Below are 16,950 nucleotides of genomic sequence, written 5' to 3' on the forward strand. Positions count from 1 at the left end.
GCGCTGATTATATACTAAACAGCGGTATGGGTCGAATGAATCAACAATTTTTTCAATTATAGTGAGACTCAACAACATTCTGACGTCCTTCCGCTGGGAAATCAGACTATTGGGTAGTGAAATGATACTTTCTGAAAAACTAAATAAATGGTAAATGGCAGAAACCATGACTGTCCGCTCGGTTGTGGTAAACTGTCCGCCGCACGTGAATGATGGGAAATGTAATGCGAGTTTTGGGTATAGAAACATCCTGCGATGAAACCGGAATTGCAGTTTATGACGATGAAACCGGTCTGTTAGCCAACCAATTATACAGTCAGGTCAAACTACATGCTGATTATGGCGGTGTGGTTCCTGAGCTGGCATCGCGCGATCACGTGCGGAAAACCGTGCCGCTGATTCAGGCTGCGTTAAAAGAAGCCAATCTGCGCCCTGAAGATATTGATGGCGTGGCTTATACTGCCGGGCCTGGTCTGGTTGGCGCGTTATTGGTCGGAGCCACCATTGGCCGGGCATTAGCTTTTGCCTGGAATGTGCCAGCAGTGCCTGTCCACCATATGGAAGGCCATTTACTGGCTCCGATGTTGGAAGACAATGCGCCGGAATTTCCTTTTGTCGCACTATTGGTTTCCGGTGGGCATACACAATTAATTAGCGTAACAGGCATCGGTGAATATCAGTTGCTTGGTGAGTCGGTTGATGATGCTGCTGGTGAAGCCTTCGATAAAACCGCCAAATTGTTAGGGCTGGATTATCCCGGAGGGCCAATGTTGTCGCGCATGGCTCAGCAAGGCAATTCCACTCGCTTTACTTTTCCACGTCCAATGACTGATCGTCCTGGGCTGGATTTTAGCTTCTCTGGTTTGAAAACCTTTGCCGCCAACACGATTCGAGCTAATGACAATGACGATCAAACTCGCGCAGATATCGCTCGCGCCTTTGAAGATGCAGTCGTAGATACGCTGGCAATCAAGTGTAAAAGAGCATTGGAACAAACCGGATTCAAGCGTTTGGTCATCGCCGGTGGTGTTAGTGCCAATACAACGTTACGCACCAAACTGGCCGAAATGATGCAAAAGCGTGGCGGTGAGGTTTTCTATGCTCGCCCTGAATTCTGCACTGATAATGGTGCGATGATCGCCTATGCTGGATTGATCCGACTGAAAACCGGTGTGGATAGTGAGTTGGTGGTGTCGGTGAGGCCGCGCTGGCCATTAGCTGAACTACCGAAAGTCTGAGCAGGGCTGCGGCTGTGTTGCCGCGTCATTTCGGGATGCTCACAGACCGATGTATGCTCCGCTCCCTCAATGTCTAGCGCCTTGCCTCGTACCTGCTCAGTCATTCGGTTTTTGTGGTCTGAGCAGGGCTGCGGCTGTGTTGCCGCGTCATTTCGGGATGCTCACAGACCGATGTATGCTCCGCTCCCTCAATGCCTAGCGCCTTGCCTCGTACCTGCTCAGTCATTCGGTTTTTGTGGTCTGAGCAGGGCTGCGATCATTGTTATTTCGAATATCGAGTGTCAGCTGCGTTAACTCAATCTTCTAATTCCTGTTTTTCAGCTTCTTCTGCAGCCGTTTTCTGTTTCTTCTTTTTCAGTTTCTCCCAAATCTTGCTTTCCTGCCCGCGCCATAAACGCTGAATATTATCGTGGTGACGCATCAGAATCAGGCAAGAGAGCATGGCGACAGGGAAAGTAAACTGTGGCTTGAACCACCAGACATAAAAAGGAGCAATTAGGGCACTGACAATGGCACCTAAGGAAGAGTAACCGCTGAGCAGCACCGTCAGTAGCCAAGTGCCGGTCATCAAACCGGTCAGATCCCAGCCGATAGGTGCAATAGCTCCGAATGCCGTCGCGACCCCCTTTCCCCCGCGGAAGTTGAAAAATACCGGATAAATATGGCCTAGGCAGGCTGCAATAGCGGTTATTCCGAGATAAAGAGGGGAAAGATGTAAGAGATAGGCGATCCACACCGGCAACATGCCTTTTACCACATCAAAAACCAATACCGCCGCTGCCGCGGTACGACCACCGATACGCAGTACGTTGGTGGCACCGGGATTACCCGAACCATGTACGCGAGGATCAGGCAATTTTGCGATCCGACAGACCAGAATCGCGCTGGAAATTGAGCCACACAAATACGCGAAGAGAATCATACCAAGCGCGATAGCACTCATAACGCCGCCCCGTTTAATAATGGTCGTTTTAATCGCAACATCTGTGGATAATACGCATATTCGGCTGGAAGTGATATCCAGTAGGCGTAAAAACAGAGAATGACGTGATGGACATCGTATTTATTGAACAGCTTAGCGTGATTACCACCATCGGTGTGTATGACTGGGAACAGACTATTCGACAGAAGTTGGTGTTCGATATCGAAATGGGCTGGGATAACCGTAAAGCAGCCGCCAGCGATGATGTTCGCCATTGTTTAAGCTACGCTGATATCAGCGATGCTATTTTACAACATGTTGAAGGGCAGCGTTTTGCGTTGGTTGAAAGAGTGGCAGAAGAGGTTGCCGATATTTTATTGCAGCGCTTCGCTTCTCCTTGGGTGAGAATCAAGCTGAGCAAACCTGGAGCGGTGGCTGAAGCGCTTAACGTCGGTGTGATTATTGAGCGCGGACAGCGAACCAATTGATTTTTCTGACAGTAAAATGCCATAAATATGCAACCATCCATCGGTAAGCTGGTCGTATTAGTTTGGGTGATATTTTTAATTTAACTGAATTTAAACGGCATTGTTTCTGCAACATTGCCGTTTTTTTGTGGTTTTCTTTGATTGGGATATGGGTAGCGTAGATGACGGATATGTATTCGCTGTTTGTGGCATTTGTTCTGGGCGTTGTGGAAGGTTTGACCGAATTTTTGCCGGTTTCCTCAACGGGTCATATGATCATCGTCGGCCACCTACTGGGTTTCACCGGTGAGAAAGCAGAAACCTTTGAAGTGATTATTCAATTAGGTTCGATTCTGGCGGTGGTGGTGGTGTTCTGGCGTCGTCTATTTGGTCTGATCGGGATTCACTTTGGCGGTAAAAAAGTGGCCAATGATGGTCAGACGGGGGGGCATTTGACCCTGGGACACGTTTTATTGGCGATGATTCCTGCGGTCATCTTGGGCCTGGTATTCCATGATGCGATCAAGTCACTGTTTCAGCCTCAAAGCGTCATGTATGCCTTGGTTATCGGTGGGTTACTGTTATTGGCGGCCGAATGGCTAAAACCTAAAAATCCTAAAGCGGTCGGGTTGGATGACATCAGTTATCGTCAGGCATTTATGATTGGTTGCTTCCAATGTTTGGCTCTATGGCCGGGTTTTTCTCGCTCGGGAGCGACGATTTCTGGCGGTATGCTGACTGGCGTCAGCCGCTACGCGGCATCTGAGTTTTCGTTTATTCTGGCGGTTCCGATGATGCTGGGTGCCAGCGGATTGGATTTGTATAAGAGTTTGCACTTCCTGACTTGGGGCGACTTTCCGATGTTTGCCGTCGGTTTTGCTACGGCGTTTGTGGTGGCTCTGGTTGCGATTAAAACCTTCCTGTCAGTGATTAAACGTATTTCTTTCGTTCCTTTCGCTATTTACCGTTTTGTGGTGGCTGCCGCAGTATATTGGGTCTTTATGTAAGTCCTTTGGTGTGGGTGACTCACCTAAATGGCCCTGTATTTGCAGGGCTTTTTGTTTCTGCGTCATTGATAAATGAGCTGGGATTGTCCGTCTGATACTACGCGCAGAGCGTATTTTAGCGAATTTGGCTAGAAGTTTCGCCTAGCGACAGTTTCCACTCGGCTAGCGCTTGCTGGCGGCGGCGTTTGACTTCATCTCGAATCGCCAGGCCTTGTAGGCCACTGGCAACCACTTCCTTGACCGACACGCTATTGGCTATGTTATAGGCTGCGCGTAAATAATCGGCCTGCGGATAAGGATTATGTTCAAAACCGGTACGGCCACGGGCATCTGCCTCGCTGGCGATAATCATTTGCTCCAATCTTTCAGGCTTGCGCCAGACATCAATAGCATCAAATAACTTCAACAAGGTTTCCGGACGAAGTCTATCGATTGTGTGAATCAAATCATGATATTCCGCCACCAATTTTGCCAAATCCCGCACCGGATTCGGTACCCGCAAGCGCTGACAGAGTCGCTCAACTAATTTGATGCCCGCTGGGCCATGACCGTGATGACGAGGCCAAAACTCTTTTGGTGTTAAACCTTTACCAAGATCGTGGCACAGCGCGGCAAAGCGAATAGCGACTTCCGAACTGAGCTGGGCAGCAATGGTTAGCGTCATCAGGGTATGAATGCCGGTATCAATTTCAGGGTGCCATTTTTCCGGTGCCGGTACGCCAAATAGCGCATCAATTTCAGGGAACAGTACTGCCAGTGCGCCGCAATCACGTAAAACCTGAAAGTAAGTCTGTGGGCTTTGGCTGAGCAAGGCTTTTTCCGTCTCTTTCCACACTCGTTCTGGCGTCAACGCTGAAAGTTCGCCATTGTCGGCCATTTGACGCATTAGAGCTTGTGTCTCCGGAGCAATGGTAAAGCCCAGGTTGGCAAAACGGGCGGCGAAACGAGCGACGCGCAGTACCCGCAGCGGATCTTCAGCAAAAGCAGCAGAGACGTGACGCAAAATACGGTTTTCCAGATCTTGCTGGCCATGGTATGGATCAAACAGTTCGCCGTCTGAATGCTGTGCGATGGCGTTTATGGTGAGATCCCGGCGCAGCAAGTCTTCTTCTAACGTGACATCAGGCGCGGCATAGCAGGTAAATCCGGTATAGCCTTGACCGGACTTTCGTTCTGTCCGCGCCAGTGCATATTCTTCGCGGCTAACCGGATGGAGAAACACCGGAAAATCTTTTCCAACCTGTTGATAGCCTTGGGAAAGCAATTGCTCTGGTGTAGCGCCGACGACGACCCAATCCCGCTCGGTAACGGGTAAATTGAGTAAGTTGTCGCGTACGGCACCGCCGACCAGGTAGATATTCACTGTGATGCTCCTGATAACCATCTTCTCAATGGTTCTGAAATAATAAGGCTTAATGTTGGGTTAGAGTATAGCGGGGCTGGCAGTGCAAAGAAAATCGGCCGCCGATGGCAGCCGATAATGTTCGATTTAACACATCCCGCGATTAATTCATCCAGCGGTTTTTTTTCTTACGACTTGGAATCAGGTGCGGTAGCATCAAACCCAGAATCAGGCCGAGGCCAGCAACACCACCACCGTACATAAACCATTGCAAAATAATGGTGCGTTGTTTGTCATCCAGTTGCAGATTGACGGCGTTGACTTTTTTCTGTGCCACAATCAGCTGATTTTTTAACGCGGTATTTTCTTGCTTCAACGCGTTAATGACACTATCGCTGGCCGCCACTTTCTGCTGCATTTCGGTGGTGCGCTGATTCCAGCTATTATCAATATTGGCCAGTTTATCGGTTAAGGTTTTAACCTGTTGTTCCAAATCGGGCAAACGCACTCGCATACTAGGCGATTGACTTAACTGATCCATGGGAATCCAGGTTGTCCTCCCTTTATTATCGCGAATTTGGCCATAATTTGCCGCTTCATTGACGCTGATCAGGGTGACTTCCTCGCCAGCATTCAGTGTGCCGAGGATACGGTATTGGTTACCGGGGCCGCTATGGACGTAGGTGATTAGCTCATCAGAGATGTAGCGTTTTTCTTCAGCGTGCGCGCCCCAACTTATGCTTAAACTCAGCATAGCGAGGCAGATTAGGCGTAATTTCTGCATTAGATCATCGTTTGTGAGTGAATTTATGGAGCGATAGTAGAGTGTTCAGTTTGCCGACGCAACGCATAAACAGGAATGAGAACTATCTTACTCTCAATGCCGGTGCGGGTTTGATGCCTTTTTTCACCGTTTTGGTAGCGACTCAAATTAGTCTGATCAAGCTTGTAGGGCAGACTCGCTAAATCAGGTTAAAATAAGCTTTGGCTCGCGCCTGTTGTCTGGGTTATTCGTTAGAATAAACGGTGTAAAGCAGGCAAACTATCGCGAATCGCGCATAATGCCCACAATCTCGTAATATATCGGTGTGAATGAAATTATGACTGTTGAAATAGAATTAAAATTTATTGCTACTCCAGCAGCCATTGCTGCATTGCCGGATCAGATTGCGTCCTGGCCCCATGAACATTCCGCGCCACAGACATTAACCAATATTTACTTTGAAACCGAAGACAACCGTCTGCGTGAGAAGGATATGGGGTTACGCATCCGTGGTTGCGATGACCATTTCGAAATGACGATAAAAGCCGGTGGCAAAGTGGTGGGCGGTCTGCATCAACGTCCTGAATATAATGTAACAATAGATAAACCCATACTGGATTTGGCACGTTTCTCCGCAGAAATTTGGCCAGCAGATTGGGATATTGCAGCACTCCAAGCAGAGCTGAAGCCCTTGTTCCAAACCAATTTTATGCGTGAGAAGTGGGTGGTTACTTACAAGGATAGCCTGATAGAGCTGGCTTTGGATCAAGGGACTATCAACGCTAACGATCTTAGTGAAGCTTTGCATGAAGTTGAGCTGGAACTGAAACAGGGGCATCAGGCTGATTTACTGGCGCTGGCGACCGAGCTGGCGCAAAACGGTGGTCTACGTCAGGGTAGCCTGAGCAAAGCGGCCCGTGGTTATCATTTGGCACAGGGCAATCCGGCACGTGAGATTCGTCCACTGTTGGTATTGCAGCCGCCAGCTAAATCTACCGTTGAGCAAGGAATGGTGGCGGGGCTGGAAATGGCGCTGGAACACTGGCAATACCATGAAGAACTGTGGCTGCGTGGTGATGCGGTTGCCAACTCAATGATAATTGAAGCTTTGGCGATGATTCGTCAGGTTATGACTGTATTTGGCGGCTTGGTTCCACGCAAGGCCAGCACTGAGTTACGGGCGTTACTGACGGAGTTAGAGCCTTTGCTGGCGGCAAAAAATGCGGATGCAGAAATACTGTGTTACAGCCCAGTTTATCTGAAATGTAAGTTGGCACTCACATCATGGCTAGTCAATGCGGGTTGGCGTCCATTTATCGATGCTAAAGGTCAGGCAAAGTTTGATGGTTCTTTTAAGCGTTTCGCCGATATCATGTTAAGTCGCAGCGCCGCCGATCTGAAAGAAACTTTTGCTCATCATATGGATGATGATGGTTATCTGGCGCAACTGCCGCGTTTGAATCGCCAGATTTTAGCTTTCCAACTGCTATCTGGTTTTTATCCGCAGAACGAATGGCATCCTTATATTGACGGTTGGTTTGGCCTGCAACAGGCAATTGCCGAGCGCCAAGGGCATTGGCGTGATACCGCTCGCAAAGAGGCGTTATCTCAGCCTGCGTTCTGGCTTAATGGTGCTGCTGCGAGATAAATGATTAACAGCCTGAGGTTAATGACAAAGTGCTCGCAGTGGTGCGCAAACAGGCAGATCGTCAAGATGTCGTGAATACGTCCTGGTAGGCTCGTTCCGCGCCATCCCTGGTGCGGACGCTTGACTCTTCACCCTGTTTTCCCCACCAGAGATTGCAGGATCGAGGTTTGTCAGCCGTCTGAGCCTGCTTTTGCCGGCTGTTTTTGTATAGGAATTCGAAATGTTGCCACTTTCATCAGAATTACAGCTACAGGTGCAGAGCATAAAACTGCGTTTTCAGGAACTACCAGTTTGTCCGGTATTGACCGATGAAGACGTTTCAGTGCTGGCGTTAAGTGATTTTGTCAGCGATATGTTGCTGATTCATCCTGAATGGCTGGAAGAACTGCACCAGCAGCCGCCACGGGCAGATGAGTGGCAATGTTATTCTGATTGGCTTGGGCTGGCACTTGGCGAAGTGCAGGACGAAGCAACTCTGATGAAAGCGTTGCGCCTGTTTCGGCGGCGGATGATGGTACGAATTGCCTGGTCGCAGACGTTGAAGACCAGTACCACTCAAGAGACATTGCAACAATTGAGCTGGTTAGCTGAAAGTATCATTGTTGCTAGCCGGGATTGGTTGTATCACACCTGTTGTAAAGAGTGGGGAACCCCTTGTAACAATGACGGAGTACCTCAGCCGCTGCTGGTTTTGGGAATGGGAAAACTGGGCGGTGGAGAACTGAATTTCTCCTCTGATATCGATCTGATTTTCTCTTATCCCGAAAATGGACACACTCGAGGCGGCCGCAGAGAATTGGATAATGCCCAGTTCTTCACTCGTTTGGGTCAGCGACTAATTAAGGCGTTAGATCAAAAAACCATTGATGGTTTTGTATACCGTGTCGATATGCGTTTACGGCCTTTTGGCGATAGCGGGCCGCTGGTGCTCAGCTTTGCCGCTCTGGAGGATTACTATCAGGAGCAAGGCCGCGACTGGGAACGTTACGCAATGGTAAAAGCTCGACTGATGGGTGGAACCGATGATCAATACAGTCAGGAGCTAAGGCAGACTCTGCGGCCGTTTGTTTTTCGTCGCTATATTGATTTCAGCGTTATTCAGTCGTTACGCAACATGAAAGGTATGATTGCTCGCGAAGTGCGGCGGCGTGGGTTGAAAGACAATATCAAACTGGGCGCGGGTGGTATTCGGGAAATTGAGTTTATTACGCAGGTATTCCAGCTGATTCGTGGCGGTCGTGAGCCGCGATTGCAAGAACGCGCTTTATTGCCAACATTGCAGGCTGTTGCTGAACTGGGATTGTTAACTCAGCGGCAGGTTGATGATCTTTGCTTCAGCTATTTGTTTTTACGACGATTAGAGAATCTATTGCAGGCGATTGGCGATGAACAAACCCAAACCTTGCCGAGTGATACACTGAATCAGGCGCGTCTGGCATGGGGGATGGACAAACGTAACTGGGCGGATCTCAACGAAACGTTAGATAATCATATGCAGACAGTCCGTTTGGTCTTTGATGATCTGATTGGCGACGATACGCCTGATGTAGGCGAAGATCCCAGTTACGGTGTTTATAACAGTTTATGGCTGGATGTATTGGAAGAGGCTGATTTAGTACCGCTGACGCCACATTTGGACGAAAATGCCCGCCGACAGTTGCTTAATCTGCTTACCTCTTTCCGCCATGATGTGGATAAACGCACTATCGGCCCGCGTGGGCGAGACAAGCTCGATCAACTGATGCCGCGCTTGCTGGCTGAAGTGTGCCCACGCAGTGATGCGGATATTGCTCTGAGCCGCCTGATTCAACTGTTGCTCAGTATTGTTACCCGCACAACTTATCTTGAATTGTTACTGGAGTATCACGCGGCACTGACCCATGTTATCAGGCTATGCGCTGCATCGCCGATGGTGGCCAGCCAACTTGCCCGTTATCCAATCCTGTTGGATGAGTTGCTTGACCCTCATTCTCTGTATCAAATCCTTGCCCCTGATGCCTATCGTGATGAATTACGCCAATATCTGTTGCGAGTGCCAGAAGATGATGAAGAGCAGCAATTAGAAGCTTTGCGTCAATTCAAGCAGGCCCAGCAATTGCGTATTGCGGCAGGCGATATCACAGAAGCGCTACCCGTAATGAAAGTGAGCGATCACTTAACCTATCTGGCTGAAGCCATTATTGATGCGGTGATCCAGCAAGCCTGGAACCAAATGGTCAAGCGATACGGTCAGCCGACACATCTACAGCATCGCGAGGGGCGCGGTTTTGCCGTCGTCGGATATGGCAAACTGGGCGGCTGGGAACTGGGCTACAGTTCGGATTTGGATCTGGTCTTCCTGCTGGACTGTCCGCTAGACGTCATGACTGACGGTGAACGCAGCATTGATGGTCGCCAGTTCTATCTACGTTTGGCTCAACGGGTCATGCATTTATTCAGTACCCGTACATCCTCAGGGATTTTGTATGAGGTGGATGCGCGGCTACGACCCTCCGGTGAATCAGGCATGCTGGTAAGCACCATCGAGGCCTTTGCCGAATACCAGCAAAGCGAGGCTTGGACTTGGGAGCATCAAGCGCTGGTGCGAGCACGTATGGTTTATGGTGACACAGCTTTGCATCAACAGTTTTCGGCTATTCGTCAGCGTATTTTATGCACGCAGCGTGACGCTCTGACTTTACGGCAGGAAGTCCGTGAAATGCGTGAAAAAATGCGTAACCATCTTGGCAGCAAGCAGCGGGATATCTTTGATATCAAAGCCGATGCTGGCGGCATTACTGACATTGAATTTATCGCTCAGTATTTGGTGCTGCGCTATGCTGCCGCAGAGCCACATTTGACTCGTTGGTCAGACAATGTGCGTATTTTTGAGCTAATGGCCAACTACAATATTATGGAACCACGGGAAGCGGCGGCCTTAACCAAAGCTTATGTCACCATGCGAGATGAAATTCATCATCTGGCGTTGCAAGAATTATCCAGTAAAGTACCAACAACTTGCTTTATGGCAGAGAGAGAGCAAGTGGCTGCTAGTTGGCAACATTGGCTGGAGTGAGTCAGTGTTGATGCATAATATGGGTTTCTGGGGCGTAAATCGCCCCTTTTTCTTGCCTTGTATTTGAGTTTGAGCGCGGGATCTCAAGCATTGTAAACGTCTGCTAAGCGGCACTATTTTTTTGCCATAGGCCACGCAAAAAATGAGAAAACCGCTATTCAAGAATGTCGAACTGTACTGAAATCTCGTTGCTACGGCGTAATAAGGCAAAGCGATTTTAATGGTATGTGAAAGCTTGTGATATTATCAGCCGCAATATAATGACCTGTTTTGGAGCTAAGGGATGAAAGTGACTCTGCCCGATTTTCGCCGCGCGAGTGTGCTGGTGGTTGGCGATGTGATGCTGGATCGCTATTGGTATGGGCCGACCAGTCGGATATCACCAGAAGCACCGGTACCGGTGGTAAAAGTGGATACCATCGAAGAGCGTCCGGGTGGTGCCGCCAACGTAGCGATGAATATCGCTTCCCTTGGTGCCGCGTCGCAGTTGGTAGGATTAACCGGCATTGACGACGCGGCAAGGGCACTGACCAGTAAGCTAAATGAAGTCAACGTACGCTGCGATTTTGTTTCCCTGCCGACTCACCCGACTATCACCAAATTGCGGGTACTTTCCCGTAATCAACAATTGATACGCCTGGATTTTGAAGAGGGTTTCGACGGCGTCGATCCGCAGCCAATGTTTGATCGTATTCAACAGGCCTTGCCGCACATTGGTGCGCTGGTACTGTCTGACTATGCCAAAGGCGCACTGGTTAGCGTTCAACAGATGATCACATTGGCTCGTGCTGCCAAAGTTCCGGTATTGATTGATCCTAAAGGTAGCGATTTTGAACGTTATCGCGGTGCGACCTTGTTGACGCCAAATCTGTCCGAATTTGAAGCCGTGGTTGGTCGTTGTAAAAATGACGATGAGCTTGTCAGCCGTGGCATGAAATTGGTCGCTGATTTTGAGCTGTCGGCGTTACTGGTAACGCGTTCCGAACAAGGCATGACCTTACTGCAACTCGGCCATCCGCCGCTGCATTTGCCTACTCAGGCGCAGGAAGTGTTTGATGTTACGGGTGCGGGTGATACGGTTATCGGGGTTCTTGCCACGGCTCTGGCCGCAGGTAAAACGCTGGAGGAATCTTGTTTCTTGGCTAATGCCGCTGCCGGTGTGGTCGTGGGCAAGCTGGGGACATCAACGGTTTCTCCTGTGGAACTGGAAAATGCCATTCGTGGTCGTGCCAGCACGGGTTTTGGCGTAATGACCGAAGAACAGTTAAAGACGGTGGTCCATCAGGCACATCAGCGTGGTGAAAAAATCGTCATGACCAACGGTATTTTCGATATTCTCCATGCGGGCCATGTTTCTTATCTGGCCAATGCCCGCAAATTGGGCGACCGTTTGATCGTTGCGGTAAACAGCGATGCATCGACCAAACGCCTGAAAGGGGAAAAACGCCCCGTTAACCCATTGGATCAACGTATGATTGTGCTCGGTGCATTGGAGTCTGTCGATTGGGTTGTATCCTTTGAAGAAGATACGCCACAGCGTTTGATTGCGGGTATTCTGCCGGATTTGCTGGTCAAAGGCGGTGACTATAAACCGGAAGACATTGCCGGTAGCACCGAAGTTTGGGCTGCGGGTGGTGAAGTTAAAGTACTTAACTTTGAAGATGGTGTTTCCACGACTAATATTATTCAATCGATCAAGAATGGACGGGGCTAACCCGGTCTGATTGGTTATGATAAGGACGTAGGTAAACTGACGCTTTGCCAGTTTACCTGTTTGAGTATCTGGCCTGCGGATATACCGAGAATGCCAATATCAACGGCACTCGTAATATTTTAGCTGTGGGCACGCCGCGCTGGCCGGTGAAGAGATGGCCGCTGTAGGCCGCTCGACGAAGTAGCAACCCAGCGAGGAGAGTCAGACCCCGCTCTGAACGTGCCAGGAATTCGTGCCCTTTAGAGCCACGAAGATGCCAAGTATGAGTGACGTCATCGGATTTTGACTGATATTGCCGAAGATGACAATATCGACAGTAAGAATATAATAAATTGATTTAAAAAGAAAAAGGGGCGATTTATTTAGCCCCTTTTTTGTCGATATTTTTTGGCAGGCATAAATTATGCCGCTAATTACTCGCCAGTTTTTTCTGTATTGTCTGGTGCGGCAACTGGCGCAACATTAAATTTTGCTTCCAGTTCGCCCATTCGTTGTTCCAGCATCGCCAGCTTCTCGCGGGTGCGCAATAATACCTGAGTCTGAACGTCGAAATCTTCACGATTAACCAAATCCAGACGGGTTAATTGGGATTGCAGTACCTGACGGATTTTCTTTTCGACATCATCCCCGAACTCGCGAATACCTTTAGGCATGGACTCATGCACCTGGCGGGCGATTTGTTCAATTTTTTTCGGGTCAATCATGGTGTTTCCCTAATTTGATGTTTAGTGACTGTCTATTAGTGTACTGCCTGACGCCAATTCTATAAACCTTTGCGCTAGGGTTTAATTCTGCATTTTGCCAATTGCCCGGACGAATCATTAGCGTTATAGTCTTCATGCTTATTCTCAGGGCGGGGTGAAAGTCCCCACCGGCGGTAAACCGTGATCAGGTACTTTATGTGCTGCATTGTGGAAGCCCGCGAGCGCTCACACTGGGTGGTTAATTCGACTCAGTGTAGAGGTCAGCAGATCCGGTGTGATTCCGGGGCCGACGGTTATAGTCCGGATGGGAGAGAGTAACGGTATCTGCTGGGCATACTGCTCACTTGCGTTATTTTTGCCGTATATTGGCGAACACTCCTCAAGACCGCCCTGATTCTGGTAATCGATAATTTAATGAGGTTTTTACCATGAATCAGACCCTTCTATCAGATTTTGGCACGCCTTTTGAGCGTGTAGAACATGCATTGGACGCTTTGCGAAATGGCAAAGGTGTGATGGTGTTGGACGACGAAAACCGCGAAAACGAAGGTGACCTTGTCTTCGCCGCTGAAACCATGACCGTGGAACAAATGGCTCTGACAATTCGTCACGGCAGCGGGATTGTGTGTCTGTGTATAACCGAAGAGCGCCGTCAACAGCTCGATCTGCCAATGATGGTGACGAATAATTCCAGCCAGTTCCAGACGGCTTTCACCGTGACTATCGAAGCGGCGAAAGGCGTGACTACCGGCGTGTCGGCCTCCGACCGTTTGACCACGATTCGTGCTGCGATTGACGATAACGCCAAACCTGCCGATCTGAGTCGCCCTGGTCACGTTTTCCCGTTGCGCGGTCAACCTGGTGGTGTGCTTACTCGCCGTGGTCATACTGAAGCATCAATCGATCTGGCAACGTTGGCGGGCTTTAAACCGGCTGGTGTACTGTGTGAATTGACCAACGATGATGGCAGCATGGCACATGCCCCAGAAGTGATTGCCTTTGCTAAACAGCATGATATGCCAGTGGTAACTATTGATGATCTGGCGGAATACCGTTTGGCTCATGCACAGAAAGCCAGTTAATCAATCAACGGCGGCATCACGGATGCTGTAAGGTTGAACTGACTGAACTCACCGGGTTTTATTTTCCGTTTAATGGAAGGTAGCCCGGTTTTTTTATTGTGTAATCTAGCTGATTTTCGGCTCAGGTCGTATCTATCTAGCCATTCAAATTTCTTGACTATCTTCTTCATACTTATCCAGCTGTGTAACGAAAAGAATGCGCGTAATCTAGCTATCAAGGCGTAATTAGCGCGGTGATTTCACTAAACAGTAAGGATTTTCTATGAATACCTCTCGTATGCCAGCACTGTTTCTCGGCCACGGTAGCCCGATGAACGTGCTGGAAGAAAACAGTTACACTTTGGCATGGCGTGAGTTTGGTAAGGCGATCCCACACCCGAAAGCCATTTTGGCTATTTCTGCTCACTGGTATACCCGTGGCACTGTGGTAACGGCAATGGAAAAACCACGCACTATTCATGATTTTGGTGGTTTTCCGCAGGCGCTGTTTGATACCCAATATCCGGCTCCCGGTTCGCCCGCGTTGGCAGCCCGAGTTCAGATGTTGCTGCAACCTGCTGATGTGATGGCCGATACCCACGAATGGGGTTTGGATCATGGCACATGGGGTGTCTTGATAAAAATGTATCCAGATGCTGATATTCCGGTCGTGCAGTTAAGTATTGATGGTACCAAACCGGCGGCGTATCACTATGAGTTGGGTCGTAAACTGGCAGCGCTACGTGAGGAAGGCGTATTGATTGTGGCTAGTGGTAACGTGGTACATAACCTGGGAATGGTTAACTGGAAGGATGAGGCTCTTCCTTACCCTTGGGCTGAATCATTCCAGCAGTTTGTCCGGGATAATCTTGATTATCAGGGTGATAATCATCCATTGGTTAACTTTATGGATCACGATGGCGCAGCGCTTTCTAACCCGACACCGGAACACTTCCTACCGTTACTCTACATTTTAGCTAGCTGGGACGGAAAAGAAGCGATTTCTCTGCCAACCGAAGGGATTGAAATGGGATCGCTGAGTATGTTGTCCGTTCGCTTGGGTTAATAGCATAATTTATTGATGTAAAAAGGGAAGACATTCGCCTTCCCTTGATCATATTACGGATAGAGGTTAGCCCAGAATAATATGCGGGTAGAAACGTGAAAGATCTTGAGTGATCAGATCGCGATCTTCCCGAAGTCCGATACCGCAGGGTTGATCGTTGACTAGCCAACTACCAATCAGCGTGTAGCTGTCGCCAAAGCGTGGTAGCGGATGGAATTGCTGGACGATCATGCCTTCTTCACCATAAGGGCCATCGACACGAGCAACTTCTTTGCCATTCTCTACGATTTGGATATTAGCTCCCTCTCGTGAGAATAATGGCTTGATCACATAGTGATCCATCGGTGGATGTTCGTCTTCGGCAAAATAAGCGGGTAACAAATTCGGGTGATTTGGGAACATTTCCCATAGCAATGGTAGCAGAGCTTTATTTGAGATAATGCTCTTCCACGCAGGCTCCAGCCAACGAACGCCAGCATCTTCAAGTTTGGTAGAAAACATCTCGCGGAACATAAATTCCCACGGATAGAGTTTGAACAAATTGCCGATCACTTGATTATCCAGATCGGTAAATTGCCCTTTCTCACCCAAACCGATTTCTTCCATAAACAGGAATTCGGTTGGTAAGCCAGCTTCCAGCGCACAATCCTGTAGATATTGCACTGTACCACGATCTTCTTCCGTATCCTGGCAGCAGGCTAAATGCAGCAAACTAAAACCGTGGTTATCCCGCAGATCAATAAAGCGTTCGATCAGTTTTTCCTGCATGCTATTGAACTGATCGGCATCGCTGCTCAGATTGCCTGCATTAATCTGATCTTCTAGCCACAGCCATTGGAAAAATGCCGCTTCATACAGCGAAGTTGGTGTATCTGCATTGTTTTCTAACAATTTTGCTGGATTTTTGCCGTCATAAGCCAAATCAAGACGGGAATACAGTGAAGGTTGATTGGTGCGCCAGGAGGTGCGAACGAAGTCCCAAACGTGCTTAGGAATTCGGAATTTAGCCAGCAACTCATCGCTGTTCACCACTTTCTCAACCACTTGTAGGCACATCTGGTGCAACTCTGCAGTGGTGTCCTCCAGCTCTTCAATCTGAGCGAGAGTAAATTCGTAATAAGCATCTTCACACCAGTAAGGTTCGCCATACATGGTGTGGAATTTGAAGCCAAATTCAGTGGCTTTTTCGCGCCAGTCCGGACGCTCGCTAATGGGTAAACGTTTCATTAATCAGACCTTAGCCACCCATGCTGCGAGAGCCGGATTTAGATGATGTCGCACTGCTGCGCTGCATAGAGGTCTGTTTAGCTACTGACTCACCAAAACCACCACGGGTAATGGTGTTGGTGATAGCCGGTTTCGGTGCCAATGCAGTTTTTGGCACAGTCATGGAGCGGCCAGTGGTGGCTGAACCGTAGTTTTTACCGCTTGCATCGACAAACTTGCCGTTAGCTGGGCTGGTGGCTGATTTGGAAGTAAACAACGGTTGGCTTGCGCCGCCGCCCATCATACGGCCCATCATGTAACCTGCCATCAGAGGCATCCACATGCTACCGCTTTGCTGCGGTTGTGCCGTTGCGCCCGCTTCTGCCGGAGCAGCCGTTGGTGCAAGGCCAGCCTGAACCGGAGCCTGAGTACATTGAGCTTCGCCAAATTCTGCCACGCAATCTTCGCGAGTTGCATATTTAGGCGCAGTTTTAGCCGCTTCCTGCAAAGCATTATTATAAGCGGTTGTACACTCAGCGCTTTTGGACGGATTGGCTTGCGAACAGTCGTCTGCATTCTGATACAAAGAGACGGTTTCGTCGGTTTTTTCACAGCCAGCCAACATAAATACGGCACTCACTGCTAAAGCGACGGGTGCCAAGCGGTAGTTGCGCCATGATTTACGGAATGTCTCTTGATTGATGTTTTTAGTCCGTTTCATCGTCATTGGTCCTATATCCGGGCTTTTCGCCCTTTC

14 protein-coding genes and 1 riboswitch are annotated in these 16,950 nt (G+C 49.1%); of the genes, 8 read left to right on the forward strand and 6 right to left on the reverse strand.

The window, feature by feature from the left end:
- Window positions 1-224 precede the first annotated feature (224 nt).
- Entirely contained in the window at window positions 225-1,238 is a 1,014-nt protein-coding gene (tsaD, locus tag DJ39_RS04095) for a tRNA (adenosine(37)-N6)-threonylcarbamoyltransferase complex transferase subunit TsaD (RefSeq protein ID WP_038244918.1), read from the forward strand.
- A 295-nt stretch (window positions 1,239-1,533) separates the two neighbouring features.
- On the opposite strand, the gene plsY is transcribed toward tsaD, so the two are convergent.
- Entirely contained in the window at window positions 1,534-2,181 is a 648-nt protein-coding gene (gene plsY / locus DJ39_RS04100) for a glycerol-3-phosphate 1-O-acyltransferase PlsY (RefSeq protein ID WP_004721063.1), read from the reverse strand.
- Between the two features lie 107 nt (window positions 2,182-2,288).
- Here plsY and folB point away from each other — a divergent pair, with 107 nt between their 5' ends.
- Together folB and bacA are read left to right on the forward strand one after the other, a co-directional pair.
- Window positions 2,289-2,648 carry a bifunctional dihydroneopterin aldolase/7,8-dihydroneopterin epimerase gene (gene folB, locus DJ39_RS04105; RefSeq protein ID WP_004721060.1) on the forward strand — a complete coding sequence of 120 codons (360 nt, stop codon included), beginning with the start codon at window positions 2,289-2,291 and terminating at the stop codon, window positions 2,646-2,648.
- Between the two features lie 161 nt (window positions 2,649-2,809).
- Window positions 2,810-3,634, forward strand: a complete 825-nt coding sequence (gene bacA / locus DJ39_RS04110; protein WP_004721058.1) for an undecaprenyl-diphosphate phosphatase — start codon at window positions 2,810-2,812, stop codon at window positions 3,632-3,634.
- A gap of 115 nt (window positions 3,635-3,749) precedes the next feature.
- Here the strand turns inward: bacA and DJ39_RS04115 are convergent, their stop codons facing one another.
- The gene (locus tag DJ39_RS04115; protein WP_004721055.1) at window positions 3,750-4,997 is read right to left on the reverse strand and encodes a multifunctional CCA addition/repair protein; all 1,248 of its coding nucleotides are present in this window, start codon (window positions 4,995-4,997) and stop codon (window positions 3,750-3,752) included.
- 142 nt (window positions 4,998-5,139) lie between these two features.
- Entirely contained in the window at window positions 5,140-5,760 is a 621-nt protein-coding gene (locus tag DJ39_RS04120) for a TIGR04211 family SH3 domain-containing protein (RefSeq protein WP_038244914.1), read from the reverse strand.
- A 316-nt stretch (window positions 5,761-6,076) separates the two neighbouring features.
- Between DJ39_RS04120 and DJ39_RS04125 the strand changes: the two genes are divergently transcribed.
- The 3 genes from DJ39_RS04125 (at window position 6,077) to hldE (ending at window position 12,156) form a co-directional block, all read left to right on the forward strand.
- Complete coding sequence (locus tag DJ39_RS04125) at window positions 6,077-7,387, forward strand: CYTH domain-containing protein (protein WP_038251158.1); 1,311 nt, start codon at window positions 6,077-6,079, stop codon at window positions 7,385-7,387.
- Between the two features lie 220 nt (window positions 7,388-7,607).
- A complete protein-coding gene (gene glnE, locus DJ39_RS04130; protein ID WP_004721047.1) occupies window positions 7,608-10,442 on the forward strand; it encodes a bifunctional [glutamate--ammonia ligase]-adenylyl-L-tyrosine phosphorylase/[glutamate--ammonia-ligase] adenylyltransferase in 2,835 nt (944 codons plus the stop codon).
- Window positions 10,443-10,725: 283 nt separating this feature from the next.
- On the forward strand, window positions 10,726-12,156 hold the full coding sequence (hldE, locus tag DJ39_RS04135; RefSeq protein WP_004721046.1) for a bifunctional D-glycero-beta-D-manno-heptose-7-phosphate kinase/D-glycero-beta-D-manno-heptose 1-phosphate adenylyltransferase HldE: 1,431 nt from the start codon (window positions 10,726-10,728) through the stop codon (window positions 12,154-12,156).
- A gap of 413 nt (window positions 12,157-12,569) precedes the next feature.
- Here the strand turns inward: hldE and ubiK are convergent, their stop codons facing one another.
- Window positions 12,570-12,860: a ubiquinone biosynthesis accessory factor UbiK gene (gene ubiK, locus DJ39_RS04140; RefSeq protein ID WP_004721042.1), complete on the reverse strand. Its 291-nt coding sequence runs from the start codon at window positions 12,858-12,860 to the stop codon at window positions 12,570-12,572.
- A gap of 136 nt (window positions 12,861-12,996) precedes the next feature.
- Window positions 12,997-13,180: riboswitch (FMN riboswitch) on the forward strand.
- 108 nt (window positions 13,181-13,288) lie between these two features.
- Between ubiK and ribB the strand changes: the two genes are divergently transcribed.
- Both ribB and ygiD read left to right on the forward strand, forming a co-directional pair.
- Complete coding sequence (ribB, locus tag DJ39_RS04145) at window positions 13,289-13,942, forward strand: 3,4-dihydroxy-2-butanone-4-phosphate synthase (protein WP_004721039.1); 654 nt, start codon at window positions 13,289-13,291, stop codon at window positions 13,940-13,942.
- Between the two features lie 262 nt (window positions 13,943-14,204).
- Complete coding sequence (gene ygiD, locus DJ39_RS04150; protein WP_004721037.1) at window positions 14,205-14,987, forward strand: 4,5-DOPA-extradiol-dioxygenase; 783 nt, start codon at window positions 14,205-14,207, stop codon at window positions 14,985-14,987.
- 66 nt (window positions 14,988-15,053) lie between these two features.
- Here the strand turns inward: ygiD and DJ39_RS04155 are convergent, their stop codons facing one another.
- Both DJ39_RS04155 and DJ39_RS04160 read right to left on the reverse strand, forming a co-directional pair.
- Window positions 15,054-16,214 carry a glutathionylspermidine synthase family protein gene (locus DJ39_RS04155; RefSeq protein WP_004721034.1) on the reverse strand — a complete coding sequence of 387 codons (1,161 nt, stop codon included), beginning with the start codon at window positions 16,212-16,214 and terminating at the stop codon, window positions 15,054-15,056.
- 10 nt (window positions 16,215-16,224) lie between these two features.
- On the reverse strand, window positions 16,225-16,914 hold the full coding sequence (locus DJ39_RS04160) for a DUF1190 family protein (protein ID WP_038244950.1): 690 nt from the start codon (window positions 16,912-16,914) through the stop codon (window positions 16,225-16,227).
- Between the last annotated feature and the right edge of the window lie 36 nt (window positions 16,915-16,950).

The sequence above is a fragment of the Yersinia ruckeri ATCC 29473 genome (assembly GCF_000754815.1).
GTDB lineage: Bacteria > Pseudomonadota > Gammaproteobacteria > Enterobacterales > Enterobacteriaceae > Yersinia > Yersinia ruckeri.

Coding starts and splice junctions, on each gene's coding strand:
- ubiK (WP_004721042.1), bottom strand. CDS start 12,860: ATGATTGACCCGAAAAAAATTGAACAAATCGCCCGCCAGGTGCATGAG.
- tsaD (WP_038244918.1), top strand. CDS start 225: ATGCGAGTTTTGGGTATAGAAACATCCTGCGATGAAACCGGAATTGCA.
- ygiD (WP_004721037.1), top strand. CDS start 14,205: ATGAATACCTCTCGTATGCCAGCACTGTTTCTCGGCCACGGTAGCCCG.
- DJ39_RS04155 (WP_004721034.1), bottom strand. CDS start 16,214: ATGAAACGTTTACCCATTAGCGAGCGTCCGGACTGGCGCGAAAAAGCC.
- glnE (WP_004721047.1), top strand. CDS start 7,608: ATGTTGCCACTTTCATCAGAATTACAGCTACAGGTGCAGAGCATAAAA.
- hldE (WP_004721046.1), top strand. CDS start 10,726: ATGAAAGTGACTCTGCCCGATTTTCGCCGCGCGAGTGTGCTGGTGGTT.
- plsY (WP_004721063.1), bottom strand. CDS start 2,181: ATGAGTGCTATCGCGCTTGGTATGATTCTCTTCGCGTATTTGTGTGGC.
- DJ39_RS04120 (WP_038244914.1), bottom strand. CDS start 5,760: ATGCAGAAATTACGCCTAATCTGCCTCGCTATGCTGAGTTTAAGCATA.
- ribB (WP_004721039.1), top strand. CDS start 13,289: ATGAATCAGACCCTTCTATCAGATTTTGGCACGCCTTTTGAGCGTGTA.
- bacA (WP_004721058.1), top strand. CDS start 2,810: ATGACGGATATGTATTCGCTGTTTGTGGCATTTGTTCTGGGCGTTGTG.
- folB (WP_004721060.1), top strand. CDS start 2,289: ATGGACATCGTATTTATTGAACAGCTTAGCGTGATTACCACCATCGGT.
- DJ39_RS04160 (WP_038244950.1), bottom strand. CDS start 16,914: ATGAAACGGACTAAAAACATCAATCAAGAGACATTCCGTAAATCATGG.
- DJ39_RS04125 (WP_038251158.1), top strand. CDS start 6,077: ATGACTGTTGAAATAGAATTAAAATTTATTGCTACTCCAGCAGCCATT.